Raw genomic sequence first — 18,723 nt, forward strand, 5'->3', positions numbered from 1 at the left:
CGTGAAATAAGGGGTGGAGGAATGTCGCGCCGGGCCCGCGCCGACGGTATGTTGCAGGTCGGACCGGGGATGTGGAGGGAACCGCATGGCGGGGCGGAACGGGCGCACGGTGCGCGATCTCAGGCGGGCCAACCGCACGGCCGTGCTGCAGCGGCTCTACTTCGACGGACCGCTCAGCCGCTTCGAACTCGGCCCGGCGACGGGTCTGAGCTCCGGCTCCGTCAGCAACGTCGTCGCCGACCTCGTCGCCGACGGGCTGGTCGAGGAGGCCGGCAGCGTCGACTCCGACGGCGGCCGCCCCCGCACTCTGCTGCGCGTCGCCCCCGGCAGCGGCCACATGATCGGCGTCGACGTGGGCGAGACCCGGGTCCGCGTCGAGCTGTTCGACCTCACGCTCACCGAACTCGCCCGCGCCGAGCGCCCCCTGACCCCCCAGCGCTACGAGGTCGAGGTCATCGTCGACCACATCCGCCACGGCATCGCCGAGGTGCTCGACGCGGCGGGGCTGGCGCCCGAGCGGCTCCTCGGCGTCGGCATCGGCGTCCCCGGCATCGTCGAGCGCACCCCCGAGCGTGGTGCCGTCGTGCACGGGCAGACCATCGGCTGGGACGCCGTCGGGCTGGAGGCGCTGCTGCGCACCGGCTCCCCGCTGCCGGACACCGTCCCGTACTTCATCGACAACGGCGCCAAGACGCTCGGCCAGGCCGAGATGTGGTTCGGCGCGGGCCGCGGCGCCCGCAACGCCGTCGTGGTCCTGTTCGGCTCCGGCGTCGGCGCGAGCCTCGTCACCCCGGACGTGGAGCAGGGCCGGGCCGTGGAGTGGGGCCACCTGACGGTGCGCGTGCGCGGCCGCCGCTGCCGGTGCGGGTCGCTCGGCTGCCTGGAGGCCTACGCGGGCGCCGAGTCGCTGCTCGCCCGCTGGCGCGAGGAGGGTGGCCCGGCCCCGGCCGGCACCGACGAGGAGACCGCCCTCACGGCGATGCTCGCCGCCGCCTACCCGCCCGCGGGGGAGGAGGCCGACCCGGTCGCCCTCGCCGTGCTGGAGGAGACCGCCGAGTACCTGGGCGCCGGGCTGTCCGACCTGATCAACCTCTTCCAGCCCGAACGCATCCTCATCGGCGGCTGGGCGGGCCTGGCGCTCGGCTCCCGCTTCCTGCCCGCCGTACGCCGCCACGCCGTGTCCTACGCACTGCGCCACCCGGCCGGGAAGGTGACCGTCGACCTCGGCCGGCTCGGGCCCGACGCGGTCACGGTGGGCGCCGCCATCCTGCCGCTCGCCGACTTCTTCGCCCGCGGCGGCCGGCGTCCCGACCCCGAACCGGAGAACCCGCTCCCGGCCTGGCGCACGGCGCTGCAGGAACGGGCACCGCGCTGAGGCGTCCGGCACCGGGAACGCGGGCGCCGCGCCGAGGTTGCGCGGCGCGGCGCGGGGTACTCGCGTGACGCCTGACGACCGAAGGGAGCACCTCGTGACCGACCACCGCCTCGACGCACCCGGCGAGAACGGTGAGCCCGTTCCGCGGGACATGCCGGACCAGCAGGCCGACGCGGGCGAGGACCCGTGGGAGGTCGCACCGCGCTTCTCGGCCGGCGCCGACGCCGACACGGGGGCGGACGCGGAGACGGACGACGACGACCCGGCCGACGAGACCGGCGGACCGGCCGGCGACGTCCCCGACACCGACGAGGCGGGGACCGGCCGGCAGGGGACACCCAGCTCGGGCACGGAGCAGACCGAGAACCCGGTGCCCGACGAGCCCTCCGGCTGAGGCCGGGCAGGGCGCACCCCGAGGGCCGCAGCCGACTGTGGGGGTCGGCTGCGGCCCTCGGCCATGCTCCGGCCGCGCGTGGGCTGCTCCGTCGGCCGCGTGTGGGCTGCTCCCGACCCGGGCCCGGGGCCGGGAGCACCCCACCTGGACTCACCCCACCTTGCGTCCCCGCAGCGGCTCCGTCCGCGCGCCCCCGCCCTGCTGCATCCCGCGCAGGAACTCCTCCAGTACCTCCGTCGCCGTGCGCCGCGGTTCCCAGCCGAGTTCGGTGCGGGCCCGGGACGAGTCCATCAGGGGCAGCCGCAGCACCGCGTCGAACAGGTGGGGGGAGGCGGGCAGCAGATGCAGGCCCCAGGCGGCGGCGATCGCCGAACGGGCCGCCGTGCGCGGCAGCCGCACCGGGCGCGCGCCGAGCATCTCGCCCAGCAGGTGCGCGTCGACCGCCGGGTCGGCCGCCAGGTTGAAAGCGCCCCGGACCTCCTGGCGCACGGCCAGCCGGTAGGCGTGCGCCGCGTCGTCGGTGTGCAGGGCCTGCATCCGCAGCCCCGGGACGTCGGGCAGGAAGGGCAGCAGGTCCGGGCGGGCCAGCGGCCCGGGCAGGAACTTGCCGCCGAAGATCCGGCGCTGCTCGCTCGCCGACTCCCGCTTGAACAGGAACGCGGGCCGCATCCGCACCACGCGCGTACCGGGGTGGTCGCGCTCGAAGATGTCCAGCGCCCGCTCCAGATACGCCTTCTCCCGGCAGTACGCGGCGTCCGGCCAGCCGTGCGTCGGCCAGGACTCGTCCACCGTCCGGTCCTTGGGCCCGGGGGAGTAGGCGCCGACCGACGAGGCGTGCACCAGCGCCGGCACCCCGGCCGCCGCCACCGCCTCGAACACGCGCATGCTGCCGAGCACGTTGGTGCGCCAGGTCGGGGCCGGATCGTGCGTGGGCTGGAACGCCCAGGCCAGATGGACCACGGCGTCCGCGCCCCGGAACCGCTCGACGAGGTCGGACGTCTCCGCGGCCAGGTCGACCGCGTCCCAGTCGGTCTTCGGCGGGGACCAGTCGGGCAACCGCCGGGCCAGCCCCAGCACGGAGCCGACCTCCGGATCCTCGGAGAGGAGACGCACCACGCTCGTGCCCACGTTGCCCGTGGCGCCCGTGACGACCACCTTGATGCCCGTTGTCCTGCTCACCTCTGGCTCCTCTCGCCCGGCGGATCCGCGGGAGCCCACCGAGTACCCGGGTGGGAGGGATTGCACGTGGGCAGAGGGAAGCCCCGGCCGCGACGGGGGAATCACGGCCGGGGCGGCACGAAGGTGGGCACGGATGGCGGTCGCCTCTCGGCGAAAGGCTCCACAGGGCTTCAGCCGAACGATCGTCCCTGTGGGCGAATGGTGAGGCCCGGGGACACTGTCCCATCCGCACCCACGTGTTGTTCAACGGCGAACCACCCTGGGGTGTTCCGCCCGCGGGCCTTCTCTGCCGTGAGCTGCGTCACTGCTCTTCGGCGGCCGGAACGGTCTCCGCCCACAAATTCTCCGCCTGGAGCAGCAAGGTGCCCAGGACCGCCGTCTGCTCAGCGCCCTCCTCGGCGTGCCGGCGCAACCGGTCCTGCAGCTCCTCGTGCAGTTCGCGCATCGCCTTCTCGGTCGCCTCGTCCGGACGACCCTCCAGGCTGCCCTCGCACAGACTCTCCGCCTGCGCGTGGCAGGCGTCCCCGATCAGCTCCAGCAGCCGCGCGTACGCGCGCAGCGCCTCACCCTGGGGCGGGGCGGGGGTCCGGTTGTCGTCCACGGACACCGCCAGCGCCCGGGTGAGCGCGGTGACGTGCCCGGTGATCCGGCCGAGCCGCTCGTCCTCCTCCACCGGCGGCAGCGCGGCGACGTGCGGGACGCGGTGCAGGGCGCGCAGCGGCCCCGAGGTCAGGCGCAGGCTCTCCTGGCTCCAGCGGCGGGCCGACTGCAGGGCCTGCAGCCGGTGGTCCAGGCCAGCCGAGGCACCGACCCAGCCGGCGGCGGTCTCCCCGTCCCACTCGCCCTCGCGCAGATCGCCGGCGACCGTGCACAGGACGTCGCCCACCTCACGGGCGAGCGCCGCCAGGTTCTCGCGTACGTCGCGCAGATGGATCGGCGGCAGGATCAGCGCGTTCACGGCCACGCCGATGACGGCGCCGATGGCGGCCTGGCCGACCCGGTGGCCCGCCCCGCTCAGGCTCACCGTGCCCGCCGCGATCGTGAACAGGGCCGTGGTCGCCGCGTAGATGCCCTGGTCACCGAAGCGCTGCCAGTTCGCCAGCAGCATCAGCACCGGCACGGACACGGCTATCGCGACCGTGGTGTCGCCGGTGACCGCCTGCGCCGCCGAGGCCAGCAGGGTGCCCACGACGATCGCGCCGAACTGCCGGGCGCCCTGCACGAGGGAGCTGTAGACAGTGGCCTGCACCAGCACCAGCGCCACCCACGGCGCCATCAGGGCCAGCGGATCGTCCATCCAGACACCGCCGACCAGCCAGGCGATCACCGCCGCCAGGGCGGCCTTGAGCGACTGGACGACCAGGTCCCGTTCCCGTCCCGGCCCCCGCCAGGCGGCACGCATCGCGTCCCAGGCGCTGCGGGTCTCCCGCCGTACCGCTTCCACCGGCCGCACCGGGCCCACCCCGCGCCGCGGGTCGCCCACCGCTCCCACCTGCGGCGCCGCCCCGGTGCCGGTGCCCGCCGTCCCTGTCGTGCCGTCCGCCGTACCACTGTCCCTGCCCGGGCGGACGGCCCCCGCCGTCCGCCTGAGCGCACTCCTCACACGTGTCATGGATCGCGGGTATCCGCCTGACCGGCGGTTTCACCCCGGCTCATGCGAACGGTCCGTCGTCCAGGGCGGACAGCAGGTGCGCGGGATCGGCGTAGACGGCGTCCGCGCCGGCCTTCTCCAGGTCCGCGCGGGGGATGCCGCCGCACAGGACCCCCACGCAGCGGACACCGGCCCGGCTGCCCGCGTGCATGTCCCAGACGGTGTCACCGACGAACACGGCCCGCTCGGCCGGCACCCCGGCCAGCTCCAGCGCGTGCTCGACGGGCTCGGGGGCGGGCTTGCCCTGCTGGACGTCGTCGGCGCTGGCCGTGGCCGCGATCGCGTCGTCGGCGTCGATCGCCCGGCGCAGCGCGCTCAGTTCGGCGCCGCCCGCCGACGTGGCCAGGACCACCGTCCAGCCGTCGCGGTGCAGGCGCCGCAGCAGATCCCCGGCCCGGGGGAGCGCCGGCAGCCGGGCGAAGTACTGCCCGTAGAGGGCCTTGTGACCGGCGCTGATGTCCGCGTCCTGGTCCTTGTCCCGCTCGTCGCCCAGCAGATGGGCGACGAGGTCGGTGGACGGCAGGCCCACGGCCCGGTGGACGGCGTGCATCGGCACGTCGTGCCCGGCCTGCCGGAAAGCCTCCCACCAGGCGACGACGTGCAGATGATTGGTGTCGACCAGAGTGCCGTCGACGTCGAACACGGCAGCGCGTTCCATGGATGCGGTTCCTTCCTCTCAGCGGTGCGGGTACCACGTCAGCCCGTGGGCACTCGCCGCTCCCGCGTCCAGGCCAGCAGGTCCTCCAGGGACCACGCCGTCACCACCCGCTCGGGCGGCACCCCGCACTCCTCGGCGCGGGCGCATCCGTTGATCTGCCAGTCCAGTTGCCCGGGCGCGTGCGCGTCGGTGTCCACGGAGAACAGCACCCCCGCGTCCACGGCCCGGCGCAGCAGCCGCCGCGGCGGGTCCAGCCGCTCCGGCCTGCTGTTGATCTCCAGGGCCGTGCCCGTCTCCGCGAGGGCCGCGAAGACCTCGTCCGCGTCGAACTCCGACTCCGGCCGCCCCCGCCCGGTCACCAGCCGGCCCGTGCAGTGCCCGAGCACGTCCGCGTGCGGGTTCCGCACGGCGGCCACCATCCGCCGGGTCATCGCACGGGCGTCCATGCGCAGCTTGGAGTGGACCGACACCACCACGACGTCGAGCCGTTCCAGCAGCTCCGGCTCCTGGTCGAGGGAGCCGTCCTCGAGGATGTCGCACTCGATGCCCGTCAGCAGGCGGAAGGGCGCCCACCGCTCGTTCAGTTGCGCCACCACGTCCAGCTGCTCGCGCAGCCGCTCCGGCGACAGCCCACGCGCCACGGTCAGCCGCGGCGAATGATCGGTGAGCACCGCCCACTCGTGGCCCAGCGCAGCCGCCGCGCGGCCCATCTCCTCGATGGTGCTGCCGCCGTCGGACCAGTCCGAGTGCAGATGGCAGTCCCCGCGCAGCAGCGCCCGCAGCCGCTGTCCGCCCCGCACGGCGGGCGGCTCGTGCGCCTCACCCTCCAGCTTCTCCAGATAGCCCGGCACCTGCCCGGCCAGGGCCTCCCGGGCCACCTGCGCGGTCTTCGGGCCCACGCCCTTCAGCCGCTCCAGGGAACCGTCCGCCGCACGCCGGGCCACCTCGTCGCCGCCCAGGTCCTTCAGCACGCGGGCCGCCGTCCGGAAGGCGCGCACACGGTAGGTCGGTGCCAGGGACCGCTCCAGCAGGAAGGCGATCCGCTCCAGTGCCTCGACGGGGTCCATCGCCACCTCCTCCTCAAGGGTTCCCCAGCGCCCTGCGGCGCGCACGACGGACCGCGCGGTTTGCGCCGATCACCCCCGGGTACTGCAACGCCCTCGCCCCGCACGAGCCGACAGGAGAGCTGCCATGCCCGCCCCCACCGCGCCACCCACCAAGGTCGCCGTGATCACCGGCGCCGACTCCGGCATCGGCCGGGCGACCGCCGTACGGCTGGCGCAGGCGGGTCTGGACATCGGCATCACCTTCCACAGCGACGAGGAGGGCGCGCGGGAGACGGCCGAGGAGGTCCGGTCGCACGGACGGCGCGCCGAGGTCGCCCGGATGGACCTCACCCGGCTGCCCGAGGCGGCCGACACCGTAGACGACCTGTGCGAGCGGCTCGGCCGCCTCGACGTCCTGGTCAACAACGCGGGCACCGGCACCATGACCCCGTTCCTCGACCTGGAACTGCCCGTCGTGCGCGAGGTGCTGGACGTCGACCTCGTGGGACCGTTCCTGTGCGGGCAGAAGGCCGCCCGGCACATGATCCGGCAGGGCGACGGCGGCCGGATCGTGAACGTCACGTCCGTGCACGAGCACCAGCCGCGCGTGGGCGCCGCGCCCTACTGCGCCGCCAAGGGTGGACTGGGCCTGCTCACCCAGGTCATGGCGCTCGAACTCGCCGAGCACCGCATCACCGTCAACGCCGTCGCACCCGGCGAGATCTCCACGCCCATGACCGGGCAGGAGGACACCGACCCGCACACCGAGAGCCGCCCGGGCATCCCGCTCGGCCGGCCCGGTGACGCCCGCGAGGTCGCCGCCGTCATCGCCTTCCTGGCCGGGCCCGACGCCTCGTACGTCACCGGCGCCTCCTGGAGCGTCGACGGCGGCATGCTCCGCATGGGCCCGCAGGCCGGCTCGCACCTGCCGGGCCACGACTGGCGACGCCCCTGAGCGGGGCCGCCGTGAGACTGCGCACCACGTCCTGCGACGAGCCCGGGTTCCGCCGCGTGCGCCACGGGCGCGGCTTCCGCTATCTGGACGCCGAGGGCGAGCCGCTCACCGACCCCGAGCAACTCGCCCGCGTCAAGGCCCTGGTCATCCCACCCGCCTGGCGCGACGTGTGGATCTGCCGGCGGGCCAACGGCCACCTCCAGGCCGTCGGCACCGACGACGCCGGGCGCCGCCAGTACCTGTACCACGAGGAGTTCCGCGCCCGGCAGGAGCAGGCCAAGCACGAGCACGTCCGCCAGGTCGCGCGGACCCTGCCCGGCCTGCGCGCCCGGGTCGCCGAGGACCTCGCCGGGCGCGGGCTGAGCCGGGCCCGGGTCACGGCCTGCGCCGTGCGCCTGCTGGACCTGGGATTCTTCCGTATCGGCAGCGACCGGCACACCCGTCAGAACGGGACCTTCGGCCTGACCACGATGCTGCGCGAGCACGTCCGGTGCGGTCGTGGCGAGATCGCCTTCAGCTACCCCGCCAAGGGCGGCATCGACCTCGTGCGGGCCCTCGTCGTCGACGACGCCCACGCCGTCGTCCGGTCGCTGCTGCGCCGTCGGCGGGAGGGGGAGCGGCTGCTGGCGTACTGGGAGGGACGCGCCTGGCACGAGCTGCACAGCAGCGATCTGAACGAGGCGCTGCGCCGGCTGTCCGGGGTCGACATCACCGCCAAGGACTTCCGGACCTGGCACGCCACCGTGCTCGCCGCCGTCGCGCCGGCCGTCACCACCGAGACCGTCCGGCGGACGGCCGCGGCGCGGCGCCGGCAGACGGCGCGGGTGGTCCGCGAGGTCAGCCACTACCTGGGCAACACCCCGGCCGTCTGCCGGGCCTCCTACATCGACCCGCGCGTCTTCGAGCTGTTCGAACAGGGGGAGACCATCGCGCCCGCGCTCACCCGGCTGGGCGAGCACGGCGACTTCGGGCGCCCTGCCACGCAGGGAGCCGTGGAGGGGGCCGTCCTCGAGCTCCTCGGCCGCTGACCGGACCCGCGCCGCCGCCGGTTCCGCTCTACGCTCGATGCATGACCGAAATCTCGAGCCCGCACATGGCGAACCCCCGGATCATGGTGCTCGGGGTACAGCCGGGCACGCCGCCGTTCCGGATCGTGGAGATCGACGGCCAGGTCGTCGGTGAGGCCAAGGCCGTCACCGACGTGCTGATGGCCGCCGCCGCGTTCGGCATCACGGTCCACGACCTGGACGACCCGGACGTGGTCCGCTGGGTCGGCGGCGACAAGTTCACCTGGACCGTGCGCTAGGGCCTCGGCCGCCGCGACGGGACGCCCCTAGACCTTCCCGGCCGCTTCCCGCTTGCGCGCCGCGGCCGCGCGCGGCCTGCGCGCGTGCACCGCCCGGCTGAGCCGCCGTCCGAGGAGCAGGTAACCGATCAGCGCGCCCGTGGTGTTGAGGATGACGTCGTCGATGTCGAAGGCGCGGCCGGTGACCAGGGCACCCTGGGCGAACTCCACCAGGAGCATCACGATCGCGGTCAGCAGCAGGACACGCAGGATGCCGCGGGTGCGGGGGGCGACGACGGGGACGAGGATGCCGAAGGGGACACCCAGCAGGATGTTGCCGCCGACCTGCCGGAAGGCGTCCCGCAGTTCGGGCTGGTTCAGGTAGGCCTTCAGGGAGTCGCCCGGCTGGAGGTTGGTGTGGGTCAGCGCCTCCGACGCGGGCGAGGGCTGGAGGGTCAGCCGGGCCAGCACCACGGCGAAGGCCACCATGAACGCGAAGGCGCACAGCACGGCCAGCAGCCGGACGGGCAGGGGGAGCGGGCGTCGCTCGTCCCCGGACCCGGAGGTCGGGTGGTGTGAGGCGGTACCGGCCATGACGTCGTCCTCCAGTCTTCAACTTCCTTGTATGACACGGCGGTTACCCCGGGAACCCGCGAGATGCCCGCCGGTGGCCGTCCTCACCTCGGTTGCCCCGGGTTCCGCAGAGCACTCCACGGAAGGCCCGGCAAGCCGCTGCGAGCGCTCCGCCGGGCGGCGCCCGCCCACGCACGCCGGGGGCCCGCCCGGCACACGGTCGTGCCGGGCGGGCCCTGGACGTCGCGGTGGCGGCGGTCAGTCCCCGTACGTGACGCGTACGTCCTTGAAGCCCAGGGAGCGCAGCAGGCCTTCGAGCATGCCGGTGGTGTTCGACTCGGCGCGGGCGGTCAGTTCGCTCTCCTTCGCCGCGTCACCGATGTGCCGTACGGCGAGCTTCTGCACGGCCTGCTCGCCGTTGGGATTGTCCGAGAAGAGATCACCGAGCCGGTCGAAGAGGCCGCGCTGTTTGGACACGGCGTAGGACCGTTCGGGGTCGAGCGCCGGCTTGCCCAGCCGGGCGTGGGGCAGCCGGAGCGTGGCGGACGTGCGGTCCTCGTCGACCCGGACGTCGTTCTCGCCGACCTGGCCCAGGTCGACGTAGGCGTCGACGGTCCCGGCCCCGACGTACAGGGTGCGGGTGCCGCGGATCGCGTCGGGCAGCAGCTTCGCGTCCTTCTCCAGGTCCACGACGACCTGGAAGTTGCCGGAGGCGGCGTCGTAACGGCTGATGTCCTGGATCGACTTCAGCAGTGCGGGGCCGGACCGGTCGTGGGTCTCGCTGCCGAACAGGTCCTTCAGTCCCGGCAGCACGCTGAGCCGGAGCCCGGCGAAGAACACCACGAGCACCAGCACGAACGCGGCCACCACTTTCGCCCAGCCGGGCATGCGCCTGTCGGGGCGCTTGACGGGAGTCGTCATGCGACGGCCCTCCTTCCTACCGTCCGGATGCCCGCCACGCCCCCTGTCAGACCGCCGAGTTGGGAACGGGGTGGGCCGGTGGACGGCGGGGGATCACACCGGGCCGGACGTCGCCTCGGGCAGTTGCAGTGCCGCGTCCAGCGTGGGATGCGGCGGCAACAGCCGGGACAGGCCGGTGATCCGCAGGATGCGCAGGGTCAGCGGGTGGGCGCAGACCAGGAGCACGTGGCCGTGCCGGTCGAGGACCCGGCTGCGGGCCCGGTACAGCAGGCGCAGTCCCGAGCAGTCGAAGAACTCGATCCGGCTGAGGTCGAGGACGACCCGGGCGCCGGGCCGGTCGGTCTCCCGGTCCAGGTGCGGGGCGACCTCGGCGGCCGCGGCGAGGTCGATCTCGCCGCGGAACTCCAGCACCGTGTGCCCCCGCTCCCGGCGGACGCGCAAGTGACGGGTGAGCGGTGCAGGTTCCTGCCGCACGACGAGATCGCCTCCAGCCTGCTCCGTGCGTGGGAAGGGGGTACGGCATCACTTCCCGTCCCCGCCCTGCAAGTTACCCCCGAACGAGTGAATCTGAGCATGTTCGATTGACATATGTCATTGAATTCAGGCCGTGTTGGCGGAAGTTCACTCCGGGACGTACGCGGGCGCGAGCGCGGGCGTGACAGGGGAAGCGCGCAGAACGCGCGGCACACCGGCCGGGCTGCGCCGCCCGGCCGGTGTGCCGCGTCCCGCCGCCGCGCTCAGTCGTTCAGCAGGACCAGCTTTCCGGTGGTCCGGCCGGTGTCGCCGTGCTCGTGCGCCTGTGCCGCCGCGGACAGCGGGAACGTGCCGGCGATCGTGGCGCGCAGCCTGCCCGTCCGCACCAGGTCCGCGACCGCCTCCATGCCGCCGCGGTCCGCGTCCACCAGCATGCGCAGGGCCCGCACGCCGAGCCGCCCGGCCTCCTCGTACAGCTCGTCCGAGCCGCCCGGGAGGATCGACACCAGGACGCCGCCGGGCCGCAGCACACGCAGGGAGCGCAGGGCGTTGTCGCCGCCGATCGTGTCCAGCACGACGTCGACGTCCTTGACGACCTCGGTGACGTCCGTCTCGCGGTAGTCGATCGCCTCGTCCACGCCGATCTCACGCAGGAAGTCGTGCTTGCCGGCGCTCGCCGTGCCGATGACGTGGGCGCCGTGCGCCTTGGCGATCTGCACCGCCACGTGCCCCACGCCGCCCGCCGCGGCGTGGATCAGCACCCGCTGCCCCGGCTGGAGGCCGGCGTGCTCGGTCAGCGCCTGCCAGGCGGTCAGGGAGACCAGCGGCAGCGCGCCCGCCTGGACGTGGTCGACGCCGTCCGGCTTGCGGGTGAGGGCGCGTACCGGGGCGATGACGTACTCGGCGTGCGAACCGTGACCGAACGGGTAGGGCAGCATGCCGAAGACCTCGTCCCCGGGCGCGAACGCCACCACGCCGATGCCGACGGCCTCCACCACGCCCGACACGTCCCAGCCGAGGACGAAGGGCGGCTCACCCAGGAATCCGCCGGTGGCGCGGTGCTTCCAGTCGGTCGGGTTGACCCCGGCGGCCCGCACCCGGACCAGTACCTCGTTCGGCTTGGGCTCCGGGCGCTCGATCTCCACGACCTTGAGGACCTCGGGGCCGCCGAGGACGTCCTGGCTGATGGCTCGCATCGTGTTCTGTGTGCTCATGGTGATCAAGCGTGCCGGTCCGCACACGGTCCGCCAATGGCAAGATTGCCAACCTTCGATAAGATCGTGCCATGCGACGTGAGCGAGTGGTGGTCCTGGCCCTGGACGGGGTCTATCCCTTCGAGCTGGGCATCCCCAGCCGGATCCTGGGCGCGGCCGACGGCCGCTACGACGTCGTGACCTGCTCGGTCGACGGCGGCCCCGTACGCACCAACGCGGACTTCGGGGTGACCGTGGAGCACGGTCCGGAGGCCCTGGCCACCGCCGGCACGGTGGTGATCGCGCCCGTCGCGCCCGACCGGCTGACGGACGAGGTCCCCGCGAAGGTCCTGGCCGCGCTCGCCCACATCCGCCCCGGCACGCGCATCGTCTCCATCTGCACGGGCGCCTTCGTCCTCGCCGCCGCAGGTCTCCTCGACGGGCGCCGGGCGACCACCCACTGGCAGGTCGCCGACCACTTCCGGCGCATGTTCCCCCACGTCGACCTCGACCCGGACGTGCTGTTCGTCGACGACCACCCGTTCCTCACCTCGGCCGGAGCCGCCTCCGGCGTGGACATCTGCCTGCACCTGGTCCGCAAGGACCACGGCAGCGAGCTGGCCAACAGCGTCGCCCGGCGCTGCGTCGTCCCGCCGTTCCGGGACGGCGGCCAGGCCCAGTACATCGAGCAGCCCGTCCCCGAGCAGGGCGCCGCGAGCACCGCGGCCACCCGCGCCTGGGCCCTTCAGCGGCTGGACGACCCGCTCACCCTGGCCGACCTCGCGGGCCACGCCCGGATGAGCCTGCGCACCTTCGCCCGCCGGTTCCACGACGAGGTGGGCCTCAGCCCCGGCCGCTGGCTGATCCAGCAGCGCGTGTCCCGGGCCCGCCACCTGCTGGAGTCCAGCGACCTCACGGTGGACCAGATCGCCGGCCGGGTCGGCTTCGCGACGGGGGCGTCGCTGCGCCAGCACCTGCACGCGGCCATCGGGGTCTCACCGCAGGCGTACCGGCGCACGTTCCAGACCGCCGCCCGCGGTTGAGGACCGACTGATTCGGCCCGGCCGGGATATCCGCACAACAGGGGCCGGGGACACGACCGTTCCGCGGCCAGGATTCTGCGGAGGAGACATGGCACTGGTGAAAGCGGGGGTCCTCGTGCTCGACTGCGCCGAGCCCGAGAAGCTCGCCGTGTTCTACAAGGAACTACTCGAAGGGGAGGAGTCGGACGCGACGGCGAACCGGGTGGAGATCAAGACGGCCGACGGTTTCCGGATCGCACTGCGCCGGGACGTCAACGCCACTCCGCCGAGCTGGCCGCGTCCCGAGAACTCCCTCCAGGCGCACCTGGAGTTCGTGGTGGACGACCTCGACGCGGTGGAGCGCCGCGTCGTCAGTCTCGGCGGACGCCCCCTGGAGGCCAAGGACGCCTCGGGCCCGCTGGAGGAGCGCGGCTACTCCGATCCGGCAGGCCACTCCTTCACCCTGCGCCGCACCCCGCCGACGGCGCCCAAGCAGGGCTGAGCCGGGCCGGTCACCCCACCCACGCGGAAGGGTGCCGCCCCGGCCCCGCCGGTCCGCGCACGACGCGGCCCCGCCCGGTACGGAACCGGGCGGGGCCGCGCTGTCGTGGGTCCGGCGGGGCCGGGGCGTCCTCAGTCGCGTCCGCCCTTCTCGCCGACCGGCCAGGTGCCGGTCGAGCGCTCGATCGCCTTCGCACCCGCACGGTCCACCGCGCTGCGCACCACGGCGAAGATGGCGCCCTGGATCGCGGCGGCCATCAGGACCTCGCCCCAGCCGCGGTCCTTGTCCAGTGCGTCGGGCGCGTCCTCCTCGTTGCGGATCGCCATCCACGTCTTGCGGAAGGCGAGGCCGGCCAGCCAGCCGCCCGACCAGCCGAGCACGAACCCCAGGGGCTGGTAGGCGAGGGACATCTTCTTCTTCTTGGCCATCGGGCAGTCTCCTTGGTCGTTCGGTCGTTCGGTCGTTCGGTCGTTGGGTCGTTCGGGAATTCGGTCGTTCGGTCGCTCGGACAGGGGAAGGGGAGGGTGACGGTCGGTCAGGGGGTGTGCGCCGCCGGGACGCGCTCCTGGGCGCGGACGGGACCGGGCGGGGTGCCGTCGCCGAAGGGACGGCCGCCGAGCTCCGCACGGTGGTGCGGGGTCAGCCACCCGGACAGGTCCGGTCCGAGCGGCACCACCCGGGTCGGGTTGATGCCCGTGTGCACCTGGTAGTAGTGCCGCTTGATGTGGTCGAAGTCGACGGTGTCGCCGAACCCGGGCGTCTGGTACAGGTCGCGCGCGTACCCCCAGAGCACCCGGTTCTCCGTCAGCTTCCAGCGGTTGCACTTGAAGTGGCCGTGGTACACCGCGTCGAACCGGACCAGCGTGGTGAACAGCCGGATGTCCGCCTCGGTGATCGTGTCACCGACCAGGTAGCGCCGCCGTTCCAGTCGCTCGGCGAGCCGCTCCAGACGCCGGAACACGCCCGTGCAGGCGGCCTCGTAGTCCTCCTGGGTGTGGGCGAAACCGGCGCGGTAGACGCCGTTGTTGACGTCCTCGTAGACGTCCGCCATCACCTCGTCGATCTCGTCGCGCAGTCCCTCCGGGTACAGGTCCGGCGCGCCCTCGCGGTGCAGGACCGTCCACTCGGTCGCGAGGTCGAGCGTGAGCTGCTGGTAGTCGTTGGTGACCAGCTCGCCGCTGGGCACGTCCACGATCGCCGGCACGCTCACACCACCCGGATAGCCGGTCTCGCGGGCGTCGTAGGCCTCACTCAGGTAGCGGATGCCGAGGACCGGGTCGCGGCCCTCCGCGTCCAGGGTGAACCGCCAGCTGCGGTCGTCCTGGATCGGATCGGTCACGCCCAGGTACAGCGCGTCCTCCAGTCCGAGCAGCCGTCGCGAGACCAGCGACCGGCTCGCCCACGGGCAGGCCCGGCTGACGACCAGACGGTAGCGCCCGGCCTCCACCGGCCAGCCGTCCCGGCCGTCGGCCGTGATCCGGTCGGCGAAATGCGCCTTGGACCGCTTGAACGCCTTCCTCCCGTAGGCGCTGTTGCCGCCGTCGCCGTCGCCGTCGTCGCGGCTCATGGGGGTGACCTCCTCTGCCGTACGTGGATCCTGGTGAACGCGTTCCCCGTTTTCCGCGGACGGCACGGTATGAGCACCGCCGACCGGGGCAATCGGCGGAGGTGACTGAAGAAGGAGCTGACCACAGGACACGCGTCACCGTGCTGGTGGCGCTCGCGGCCAACCTGGTGATCGCGGCCGCGAAGGCCGTCGGCGGCCTGGCCGCGGGTTCACCCGCACTGTTGTCGGAGGCGGCGCACTCCGTCGCCGACAGCCTCAACGAGGTGTTCCTGCTCGCGGCCCTGCGCCGCAGCCGCCGGCCCGCCGACCGCCGCCATCCCTTCGGCTACGGCAAGGAGCGGTTCTTCTGGTCGCTGCTGGCAGCCGTGGGGATCTTCGTGATGGGAGGCTGCTTCTCGTTCTTCCAGGGCATCGAGGCCCTGCTGAACGAAGGCGAGGAGGACCTCGGCGGATACGTGGCGGGTCTGATCGTGCTGGGCATCGCCCTGCTCGCGGAGGGCGGTTCACTCCTGCGGGCGCTGTACCAGGTGCGCCAACAGGGCGGGGCGGCCGCCGGGATGCGCGACCCGGCGCTGCGTACGGTCGTCGCCGAGGACGGCACCGCGGTGCTGGGCGTGACGCTGGCCATCGTCGGCATGGCCCTGCACATGGCGACCGGCGAGGTGATCTGGGAGGCGTCCGCGTCCCTGGCGATCGGCGGGCTGCTGGTGTACGTCGCCTACCGGCTGGGCCGTGACGCGCGTGACCAGCTGATCGGCGAGGCGGCCGACCCGGAGGCCAGCGGACGGATCCAGGCACTGCTGCAGGCCCAGCCGGAGATCGACAGCGTCGAGGCGCTGTTCACGATGAAGACCGGCCTGGACACCGCGCTGGTGGCCGCCCGTATCGACCTGGTGCCGGGCATGGACAGCGAGCGGGTCGAGGAGGTCTCGGTACGGATCAAGCGCTCGATCGCGAACACGGTGCCCGAGGCCCACCAGATCTTCCTGGACGTCACCGACCGGCCGGCTCGTGAGGCAGCGGAAAGCCCCGCCGCGACGGGGGAGCGCGGCGGGGCCTGACGGACGCATGCCCGGCCGCCGCGGGTTCACGCCCTCCGGGCGGACCTTCCCCGGGCCGGCCGCGCTCGCGGCGCGGCCGGCCGCCTTGTGCGGGCCCCGGGGTCCCTTCCGCGAGGCCGGGGCTCAGCCCGCCTCGGCCGGCTCCAGGACGAACACCGGGATCTCCCGGTCCGTCATCCTCTGGTAGTCGGCGTAGGCGGGGTACGCCGCGACGGCGCGCTCCCACCACTCGGCCTTCTCGGCGCCCGTGACCTCACGGGCCGTCATGTCCCGCTTCACCGGACCGTCCTGCACCTCGACGTGCGGGTGGGACCTGAGGTTGAAGTACCAGACCGGATGTCTGGGTGAGCCGCCGAGGGAGGCGACCGCGGCGTAACGCCCCTCGTGCTCCACGCGCATCACGGGAGTCTTGCGCAGCTTGCCGCTCCTCGCGCCCAGGGAGGTCAGGACCACGACCGGCAGTCCCGTTCCCTGCAGGGTCGTCCCCTCGGTGCCGCCGGAGCTCTCGTACAGCTCCACCTGCTTGCGCACCCACTCCGTCGGACTGGGTTCGTACTCTCCCTCGAGAGGCATGGCGTGTCGTCCCATCGTCGTGTGCCGGGCTGTTGCACCTGAAGACAACACCACCCCGGACGCGAATCATCCGCAACCACGGGGGGCGTGTCCGGACCCGCGCCCTCACCCCGGCGCGACCGCCATCCGCAGGGCCAGGGCCGTCATCACCCCGCTCGCCACCCAGGCCGTCACCAGCCGCCCCCGACGGCCCGTCAGCGCCCGGCCCAGCAGCGCGCCGCCACCGGCCAGCAGCACCTGCCAGCTCGCCGAGGCGGCGAACGCGGCCAGCACGAACACGGCCTGCTCCACCGGACCGGCCGGGGCGGTCGCCCGGGCGCCGAGCACCAGGGCGGCGAAGTAGATCACGGTGGTCGGGTTGAGCAGGGTGATGCCGAGCAGCCCGAGGTAGGCCCGGGCCGGGCCCGGGGGAGGGGGAGCGGACCGGGTGGCGAGCCGGTGGCCGCGGTACTCCCGCAGCGCGGTGGCCGCGCCCCACGCGGCCAGTGCCAGCAGCACCGCGACGCAGACCCACCGCAGCGGGCCGAGGACCGGCCGCAGCGCGGTCGCCAGGGCGGTGCCCCCGAGCGTGGCGGCGAGGGCGTACAACCCGTCGGCGGTGGCGACGCCGAGCGCGGCGCAGACCCCGGTGCGCAGGGTCGTCCGGGCGGTGAGGGAGACGAGGTAGGTCCCGACGGCGCCCACGGGGACGGCGATGCCGTAACCGGCGAGCAGCCCCGCGACGAGCGCGGCGGTCATGATCGCGGCGGGGTCGGCCCTTCACGGTGGCCGGACTGCTGCTGTCGGCGCGCGGCGCAGGCGGAGACGGACAACGGCAGCACAGGAGCGTACGTGGACATGGCTGGATCCTGGGGTCTGTCCCACCTTGCCGACAACCGGTTTTCGCCCCGGGGGAGCGGTCCCGCGCCGCTGCCGGTCCCGGGCGGGCCCCGCCGGCCCGAGCACGCACCGGGCTGTCGAACGGAAGGACGGTCATCCCCGGCCATGTTGCCGCCGTGGGCGATCTGGCCGAACTTCCCGTCGCCTCATAGGTGCCTGAGGCATCTAATGAAGATCGGCACGACGCACTACACGTCTGCGAGGTCTTCATGACGGACATCACCGCACCCGTCGCCTTCCCCCAGAGCCGGACCTGCCCCTACCACCCGCCCGCCGCCTACGACGCGCTGCGCGCCGAACGGCCCCTGACCCGGACCACCCTCTACGACGGCCGTGAGGCCTGGCTCGTCACCGGGCACGCCACCGCCCGCGCCCTGCTGGCCGACCCGCGGCTGTCGTCCGACCGCGACCGCCCCGGCTTCCCCGCCACCACCCGGCGCTTCGCCGGGATCCGCAACCGCCGCACCGCACTGCTGGGCGTAGACGACCCCGAGCACCGCACCCAGCGGCGCATGGTCGTCGGCGACTTCACGTTCAAGAAGGCCGTCGAACTGCGGCCACGCATCCAGCAGATCGTCGACGAGCGGCTCGACGCGATGATCGCCCAGGGCCCGCCGGCCGACCTGGTCGGCGCCTTCGCCCTGCCCGTGCCGTCCATGGTGATCTGCGCCCTGCTCGGCGTCCCGTACGCCGACCACGACTTCTTCGAGACCCAGTCCCGCCGGTTGCTGCGCGGCCCGGAGACCGCCGACGTGATGGACGCCCGCGACCGGCTGGAGACCTATTTCGGCGAGCTGATCGAGCGCAAGCAGCGCGAGCCCGGCACCGGCCTGCTGGACGACCTGGTGCGGCGCCGGCTGCACGACGGCGCCCTGGACCGCGAGGGGCTGGTCGCCATGGCTCTGATCCTGCTGGTCGCGGGCCACGAGACCACCGCCAACATGATCTCGCTGGGCACCTTCACCCTGCTCCGGCACCCCGAGCGGCTCGCCGAGCTGCGCGCCGACCCGGGGCTGCTGCCGGACGCGGTCGAGGAGCTGATGCGGATGCTGTCGATCGCGGACGGCATGCTGCGCGTGGCCGTCGAGGACTTCGACGTGGCCGGGACGACGATCCGGCGCGGCGAGGGCGTGGTGTTCGCGACCTCGGTCATCAACCGCGACGAGACCGTCTACCCGGACCCGGACGCCCTCGACTGGAACCGCTCCGCCCGGCACCACGTCGCGTTCGGCTTCGGCATCCACCAGTGCCTGGGCCAGAACCTCGCCCGCGCGGAGCTGGAGATCGCCCTGGGCAGCCTCTTCGAGCGGCTGCCGGGGCTGCGCCTGGCCGCGCCGCCCGAGGAGATCCCCTTCAAGCCCGGCGACACGATCCAGGGGATGCTGGAACTCCCCGTGACCTGGTAGGGGGCTCGT

21 protein-coding genes are annotated in these 18,723 nt (G+C 73.6%); 9 read left to right on the forward strand and 12 right to left on the reverse strand.

Annotated features, from left to right (window positions below):
- Positions 1 to 85: 85 nt before the first annotated feature.
- Together ACZ4M5_RS03790 and ACZ4M5_RS03795 are read left to right on the forward strand one after the other, a co-directional pair.
- On the forward strand, positions 86 to 1,375 hold the full coding sequence (locus ACZ4M5_RS03790) for an ROK family protein (RefSeq protein WP_467732693.1): 1,290 nt from the start codon (positions 86 to 88) through the stop codon (positions 1,373 to 1,375).
- 94 nt (positions 1,376 to 1,469) lie between these two features.
- Positions 1,470 to 1,769, forward strand: coding sequence for a hypothetical protein (locus ACZ4M5_RS03795; protein ID WP_467732695.1), 300 nt, complete (start codon positions 1,470 to 1,472; stop codon positions 1,767 to 1,769).
- Positions 1,770 to 1,919: 150 nt separating this feature from the next.
- Here ACZ4M5_RS03795 and ACZ4M5_RS03800 read toward each other — a convergent pair whose 3' ends face one another.
- From ACZ4M5_RS03800 to ACZ4M5_RS03815, 4 genes are all read right to left on the reverse strand, one after another.
- Positions 1,920 to 2,948, reverse strand: coding sequence for an SDR family oxidoreductase (locus ACZ4M5_RS03800; RefSeq protein WP_467732697.1), 1,029 nt, complete (start codon positions 2,946 to 2,948; stop codon positions 1,920 to 1,922).
- Positions 2,949 to 3,249: 301 nt separating this feature from the next.
- Positions 3,250 to 4,350 carry an FUSC family protein gene (locus tag ACZ4M5_RS03805; protein ID WP_467732870.1) on the reverse strand — a complete coding sequence of 367 codons (1,101 nt, stop codon included), beginning with the start codon at positions 4,348 to 4,350 and terminating at the stop codon, positions 3,250 to 3,252.
- Between the two features lie 250 nt (positions 4,351 to 4,600).
- Positions 4,601 to 5,257, reverse strand: a complete 657-nt coding sequence (locus ACZ4M5_RS03810; protein ID WP_467732699.1) for an HAD family hydrolase — start codon at positions 5,255 to 5,257, stop codon at positions 4,601 to 4,603.
- 38 nt (positions 5,258 to 5,295) lie between these two features.
- The gene (locus ACZ4M5_RS03815) at positions 5,296 to 6,324 is read right to left on the reverse strand and encodes a PHP domain-containing protein (RefSeq protein WP_467732701.1); all 1,029 of its coding nucleotides are present in this window, start codon (positions 6,322 to 6,324) and stop codon (positions 5,296 to 5,298) included.
- 124 nt (positions 6,325 to 6,448) lie between these two features.
- Between ACZ4M5_RS03815 and ACZ4M5_RS03820 the strand changes: the two genes are divergently transcribed.
- The 3 genes from ACZ4M5_RS03820 to ACZ4M5_RS03830 are packed head-to-tail and all read left to right on the forward strand — an operon-like array spanning position 6,449 to position 8,564.
- Entirely contained in the window at positions 6,449 to 7,258 is an 810-nt protein-coding gene (locus ACZ4M5_RS03820) for an SDR family oxidoreductase (RefSeq protein ID WP_467732703.1), read from the forward strand.
- A gap of 11 nt (positions 7,259 to 7,269) precedes the next feature.
- Positions 7,270 to 8,286 carry a DNA topoisomerase IB gene (locus tag ACZ4M5_RS03825; RefSeq protein WP_467732705.1) on the forward strand — a complete coding sequence of 339 codons (1,017 nt, stop codon included), beginning with the start codon at positions 7,270 to 7,272 and terminating at the stop codon, positions 8,284 to 8,286.
- 41 nt (positions 8,287 to 8,327) lie between these two features.
- Positions 8,328 to 8,564 (forward strand): hypothetical protein, encoded by a 237-nt coding sequence (locus ACZ4M5_RS03830; protein WP_467732707.1) that lies wholly within the window; start codon positions 8,328 to 8,330, stop codon positions 8,562 to 8,564.
- A gap of 27 nt (positions 8,565 to 8,591) precedes the next feature.
- Here the strand turns inward: ACZ4M5_RS03830 and ACZ4M5_RS03835 are convergent, their stop codons facing one another.
- From ACZ4M5_RS03835 to ACZ4M5_RS03850, 4 genes are all read right to left on the reverse strand, one after another.
- Positions 8,592 to 9,137, reverse strand: a complete 546-nt coding sequence (locus tag ACZ4M5_RS03835) for a VanZ family protein (protein WP_467732709.1) — start codon at positions 9,135 to 9,137, stop codon at positions 8,592 to 8,594.
- Positions 9,138 to 9,374: 237 nt separating this feature from the next.
- A complete protein-coding gene (locus ACZ4M5_RS03840; RefSeq protein ID WP_467732711.1) occupies positions 9,375 to 10,037 on the reverse strand; it encodes a DUF4230 domain-containing protein in 663 nt (220 codons plus the stop codon).
- A gap of 93 nt (positions 10,038 to 10,130) precedes the next feature.
- Entirely contained in the window at positions 10,131 to 10,511 is a 381-nt protein-coding gene (locus ACZ4M5_RS03845; protein WP_467732713.1) for an anti-sigma factor antagonist, read from the reverse strand.
- Between the two features lie 263 nt (positions 10,512 to 10,774).
- Positions 10,775 to 11,725, reverse strand: coding sequence for an NADP-dependent oxidoreductase (locus ACZ4M5_RS03850; RefSeq protein ID WP_467732715.1), 951 nt, complete (start codon positions 11,723 to 11,725; stop codon positions 10,775 to 10,777).
- Positions 11,726 to 11,796: 71 nt separating this feature from the next.
- Between ACZ4M5_RS03850 and ACZ4M5_RS03855 the strand changes: the two genes are divergently transcribed.
- Both ACZ4M5_RS03855 and ACZ4M5_RS03860 read left to right on the forward strand, forming a co-directional pair.
- The gene (locus ACZ4M5_RS03855) at positions 11,797 to 12,747 is read left to right on the forward strand and encodes a GlxA family transcriptional regulator (RefSeq protein ID WP_467732717.1); all 951 of its coding nucleotides are present in this window, start codon (positions 11,797 to 11,799) and stop codon (positions 12,745 to 12,747) included.
- Positions 12,748 to 12,835: 88 nt separating this feature from the next.
- Positions 12,836 to 13,228, forward strand: coding sequence for a VOC family protein (locus ACZ4M5_RS03860; RefSeq protein ID WP_369192811.1), 393 nt, complete (start codon positions 12,836 to 12,838; stop codon positions 13,226 to 13,228).
- Positions 13,229 to 13,359: 131 nt separating this feature from the next.
- On the opposite strand, the gene ACZ4M5_RS03865 is transcribed toward ACZ4M5_RS03860, so the two are convergent.
- Both ACZ4M5_RS03865 and ACZ4M5_RS03870 read right to left on the reverse strand, forming a co-directional pair.
- A complete protein-coding gene (locus ACZ4M5_RS03865; RefSeq protein WP_467732720.1) occupies positions 13,360 to 13,656 on the reverse strand; it encodes a DUF4235 domain-containing protein in 297 nt (98 codons plus the stop codon).
- Between the two features lie 107 nt (positions 13,657 to 13,763).
- Positions 13,764 to 14,795, reverse strand: a complete 1,032-nt coding sequence (locus ACZ4M5_RS03870; protein ID WP_467732722.1) for a glutathione S-transferase family protein — start codon at positions 14,793 to 14,795, stop codon at positions 13,764 to 13,766.
- A gap of 140 nt (positions 14,796 to 14,935) precedes the next feature.
- On the opposite strand from ACZ4M5_RS03870, the gene ACZ4M5_RS03875 reads away from it, so the two are divergent.
- Positions 14,936 to 15,856 carry a cation diffusion facilitator family transporter gene (locus tag ACZ4M5_RS03875; protein ID WP_467732724.1) on the forward strand — a complete coding sequence of 307 codons (921 nt, stop codon included), beginning with the start codon at positions 14,936 to 14,938 and terminating at the stop codon, positions 15,854 to 15,856.
- Between the two features lie 123 nt (positions 15,857 to 15,979).
- Here ACZ4M5_RS03875 and ACZ4M5_RS03880 read toward each other — a convergent pair whose 3' ends face one another.
- Positions 15,980 to 16,429 (reverse strand): nitroreductase family deazaflavin-dependent oxidoreductase, encoded by a 450-nt coding sequence (locus ACZ4M5_RS03880; protein WP_467732726.1) that lies wholly within the window; start codon positions 16,427 to 16,429, stop codon positions 15,980 to 15,982.
- Positions 16,430 to 16,534: 105 nt separating this feature from the next.
- Entirely contained in the window at positions 16,535 to 17,167 is a 633-nt protein-coding gene (locus ACZ4M5_RS03885; RefSeq protein ID WP_467732728.1) for a LysE family transporter, read from the reverse strand.
- 350 nt (positions 17,168 to 17,517) lie between these two features.
- Between ACZ4M5_RS03885 and ACZ4M5_RS03890 the strand changes: the two genes are divergently transcribed.
- Complete coding sequence (locus ACZ4M5_RS03890) at positions 17,518 to 18,714, forward strand: cytochrome P450 (protein ID WP_467732730.1); 1,197 nt, start codon at positions 17,518 to 17,520, stop codon at positions 18,712 to 18,714.
- Positions 18,715 to 18,723 lie beyond the last annotated feature (9 nt).

Source organism: Streptomyces sp. NPDC026246 (assembly GCF_055567995.1).

Bases quoted from the DNA above. Each gene is read 5' to 3' on its own strand.
- ACZ4M5_RS03890 (WP_467732730.1), top strand. From the start codon at position 17,518: ATGACGGACATCACCGCACCCGTCGCCTTCCCCCAGAGCCGGACCTGC.
- ACZ4M5_RS03870 (WP_467732722.1), bottom strand. From the start codon at position 14,795: ATGAGCCGCGACGACGGCGACGGCGACGGCGGCAACAGCGCCTACGGG.
- ACZ4M5_RS03885 (WP_467732728.1), bottom strand. From the start codon at position 17,167: ATGACCGCCGCGCTCGTCGCGGGGCTGCTCGCCGGTTACGGCATCGCC.
- ACZ4M5_RS03790 (WP_467732693.1), top strand. From the start codon at position 86: ATGGCGGGGCGGAACGGGCGCACGGTGCGCGATCTCAGGCGGGCCAAC.
- ACZ4M5_RS03860 (WP_369192811.1), top strand. From the start codon at position 12,836: ATGGCACTGGTGAAAGCGGGGGTCCTCGTGCTCGACTGCGCCGAGCCC.
- ACZ4M5_RS03815 (WP_467732701.1), bottom strand. From the start codon at position 6,324: ATGGACCCCGTCGAGGCACTGGAGCGGATCGCCTTCCTGCTGGAGCGG.
- ACZ4M5_RS03805 (WP_467732870.1), bottom strand. From the start codon at position 4,350: ATGCGTGCCGCCTGGCGGGGGCCGGGACGGGAACGGGACCTGGTCGTC.
- ACZ4M5_RS03855 (WP_467732717.1), top strand. From the start codon at position 11,797: ATGCGACGTGAGCGAGTGGTGGTCCTGGCCCTGGACGGGGTCTATCCC.
- ACZ4M5_RS03830 (WP_467732707.1), top strand. From the start codon at position 8,328: ATGACCGAAATCTCGAGCCCGCACATGGCGAACCCCCGGATCATGGTG.
- ACZ4M5_RS03835 (WP_467732709.1), bottom strand. From the start codon at position 9,137: ATGGCCGGTACCGCCTCACACCACCCGACCTCCGGGTCCGGGGACGAG.
- ACZ4M5_RS03850 (WP_467732715.1), bottom strand. From the start codon at position 11,725: ATGAGCACACAGAACACGATGCGAGCCATCAGCCAGGACGTCCTCGGC.
- ACZ4M5_RS03880 (WP_467732726.1), bottom strand. From the start codon at position 16,429: ATGCCTCTCGAGGGAGAGTACGAACCCAGTCCGACGGAGTGGGTGCGC.
- ACZ4M5_RS03840 (WP_467732711.1), bottom strand. From the start codon at position 10,037: ATGACGACTCCCGTCAAGCGCCCCGACAGGCGCATGCCCGGCTGGGCG.
- ACZ4M5_RS03810 (WP_467732699.1), bottom strand. From the start codon at position 5,257: ATGGAACGCGCTGCCGTGTTCGACGTCGACGGCACTCTGGTCGACACC.
- ACZ4M5_RS03820 (WP_467732703.1), top strand. From the start codon at position 6,449: ATGCCCGCCCCCACCGCGCCACCCACCAAGGTCGCCGTGATCACCGGC.
- ACZ4M5_RS03865 (WP_467732720.1), bottom strand. From the start codon at position 13,656: ATGGCCAAGAAGAAGAAGATGTCCCTCGCCTACCAGCCCCTGGGGTTC.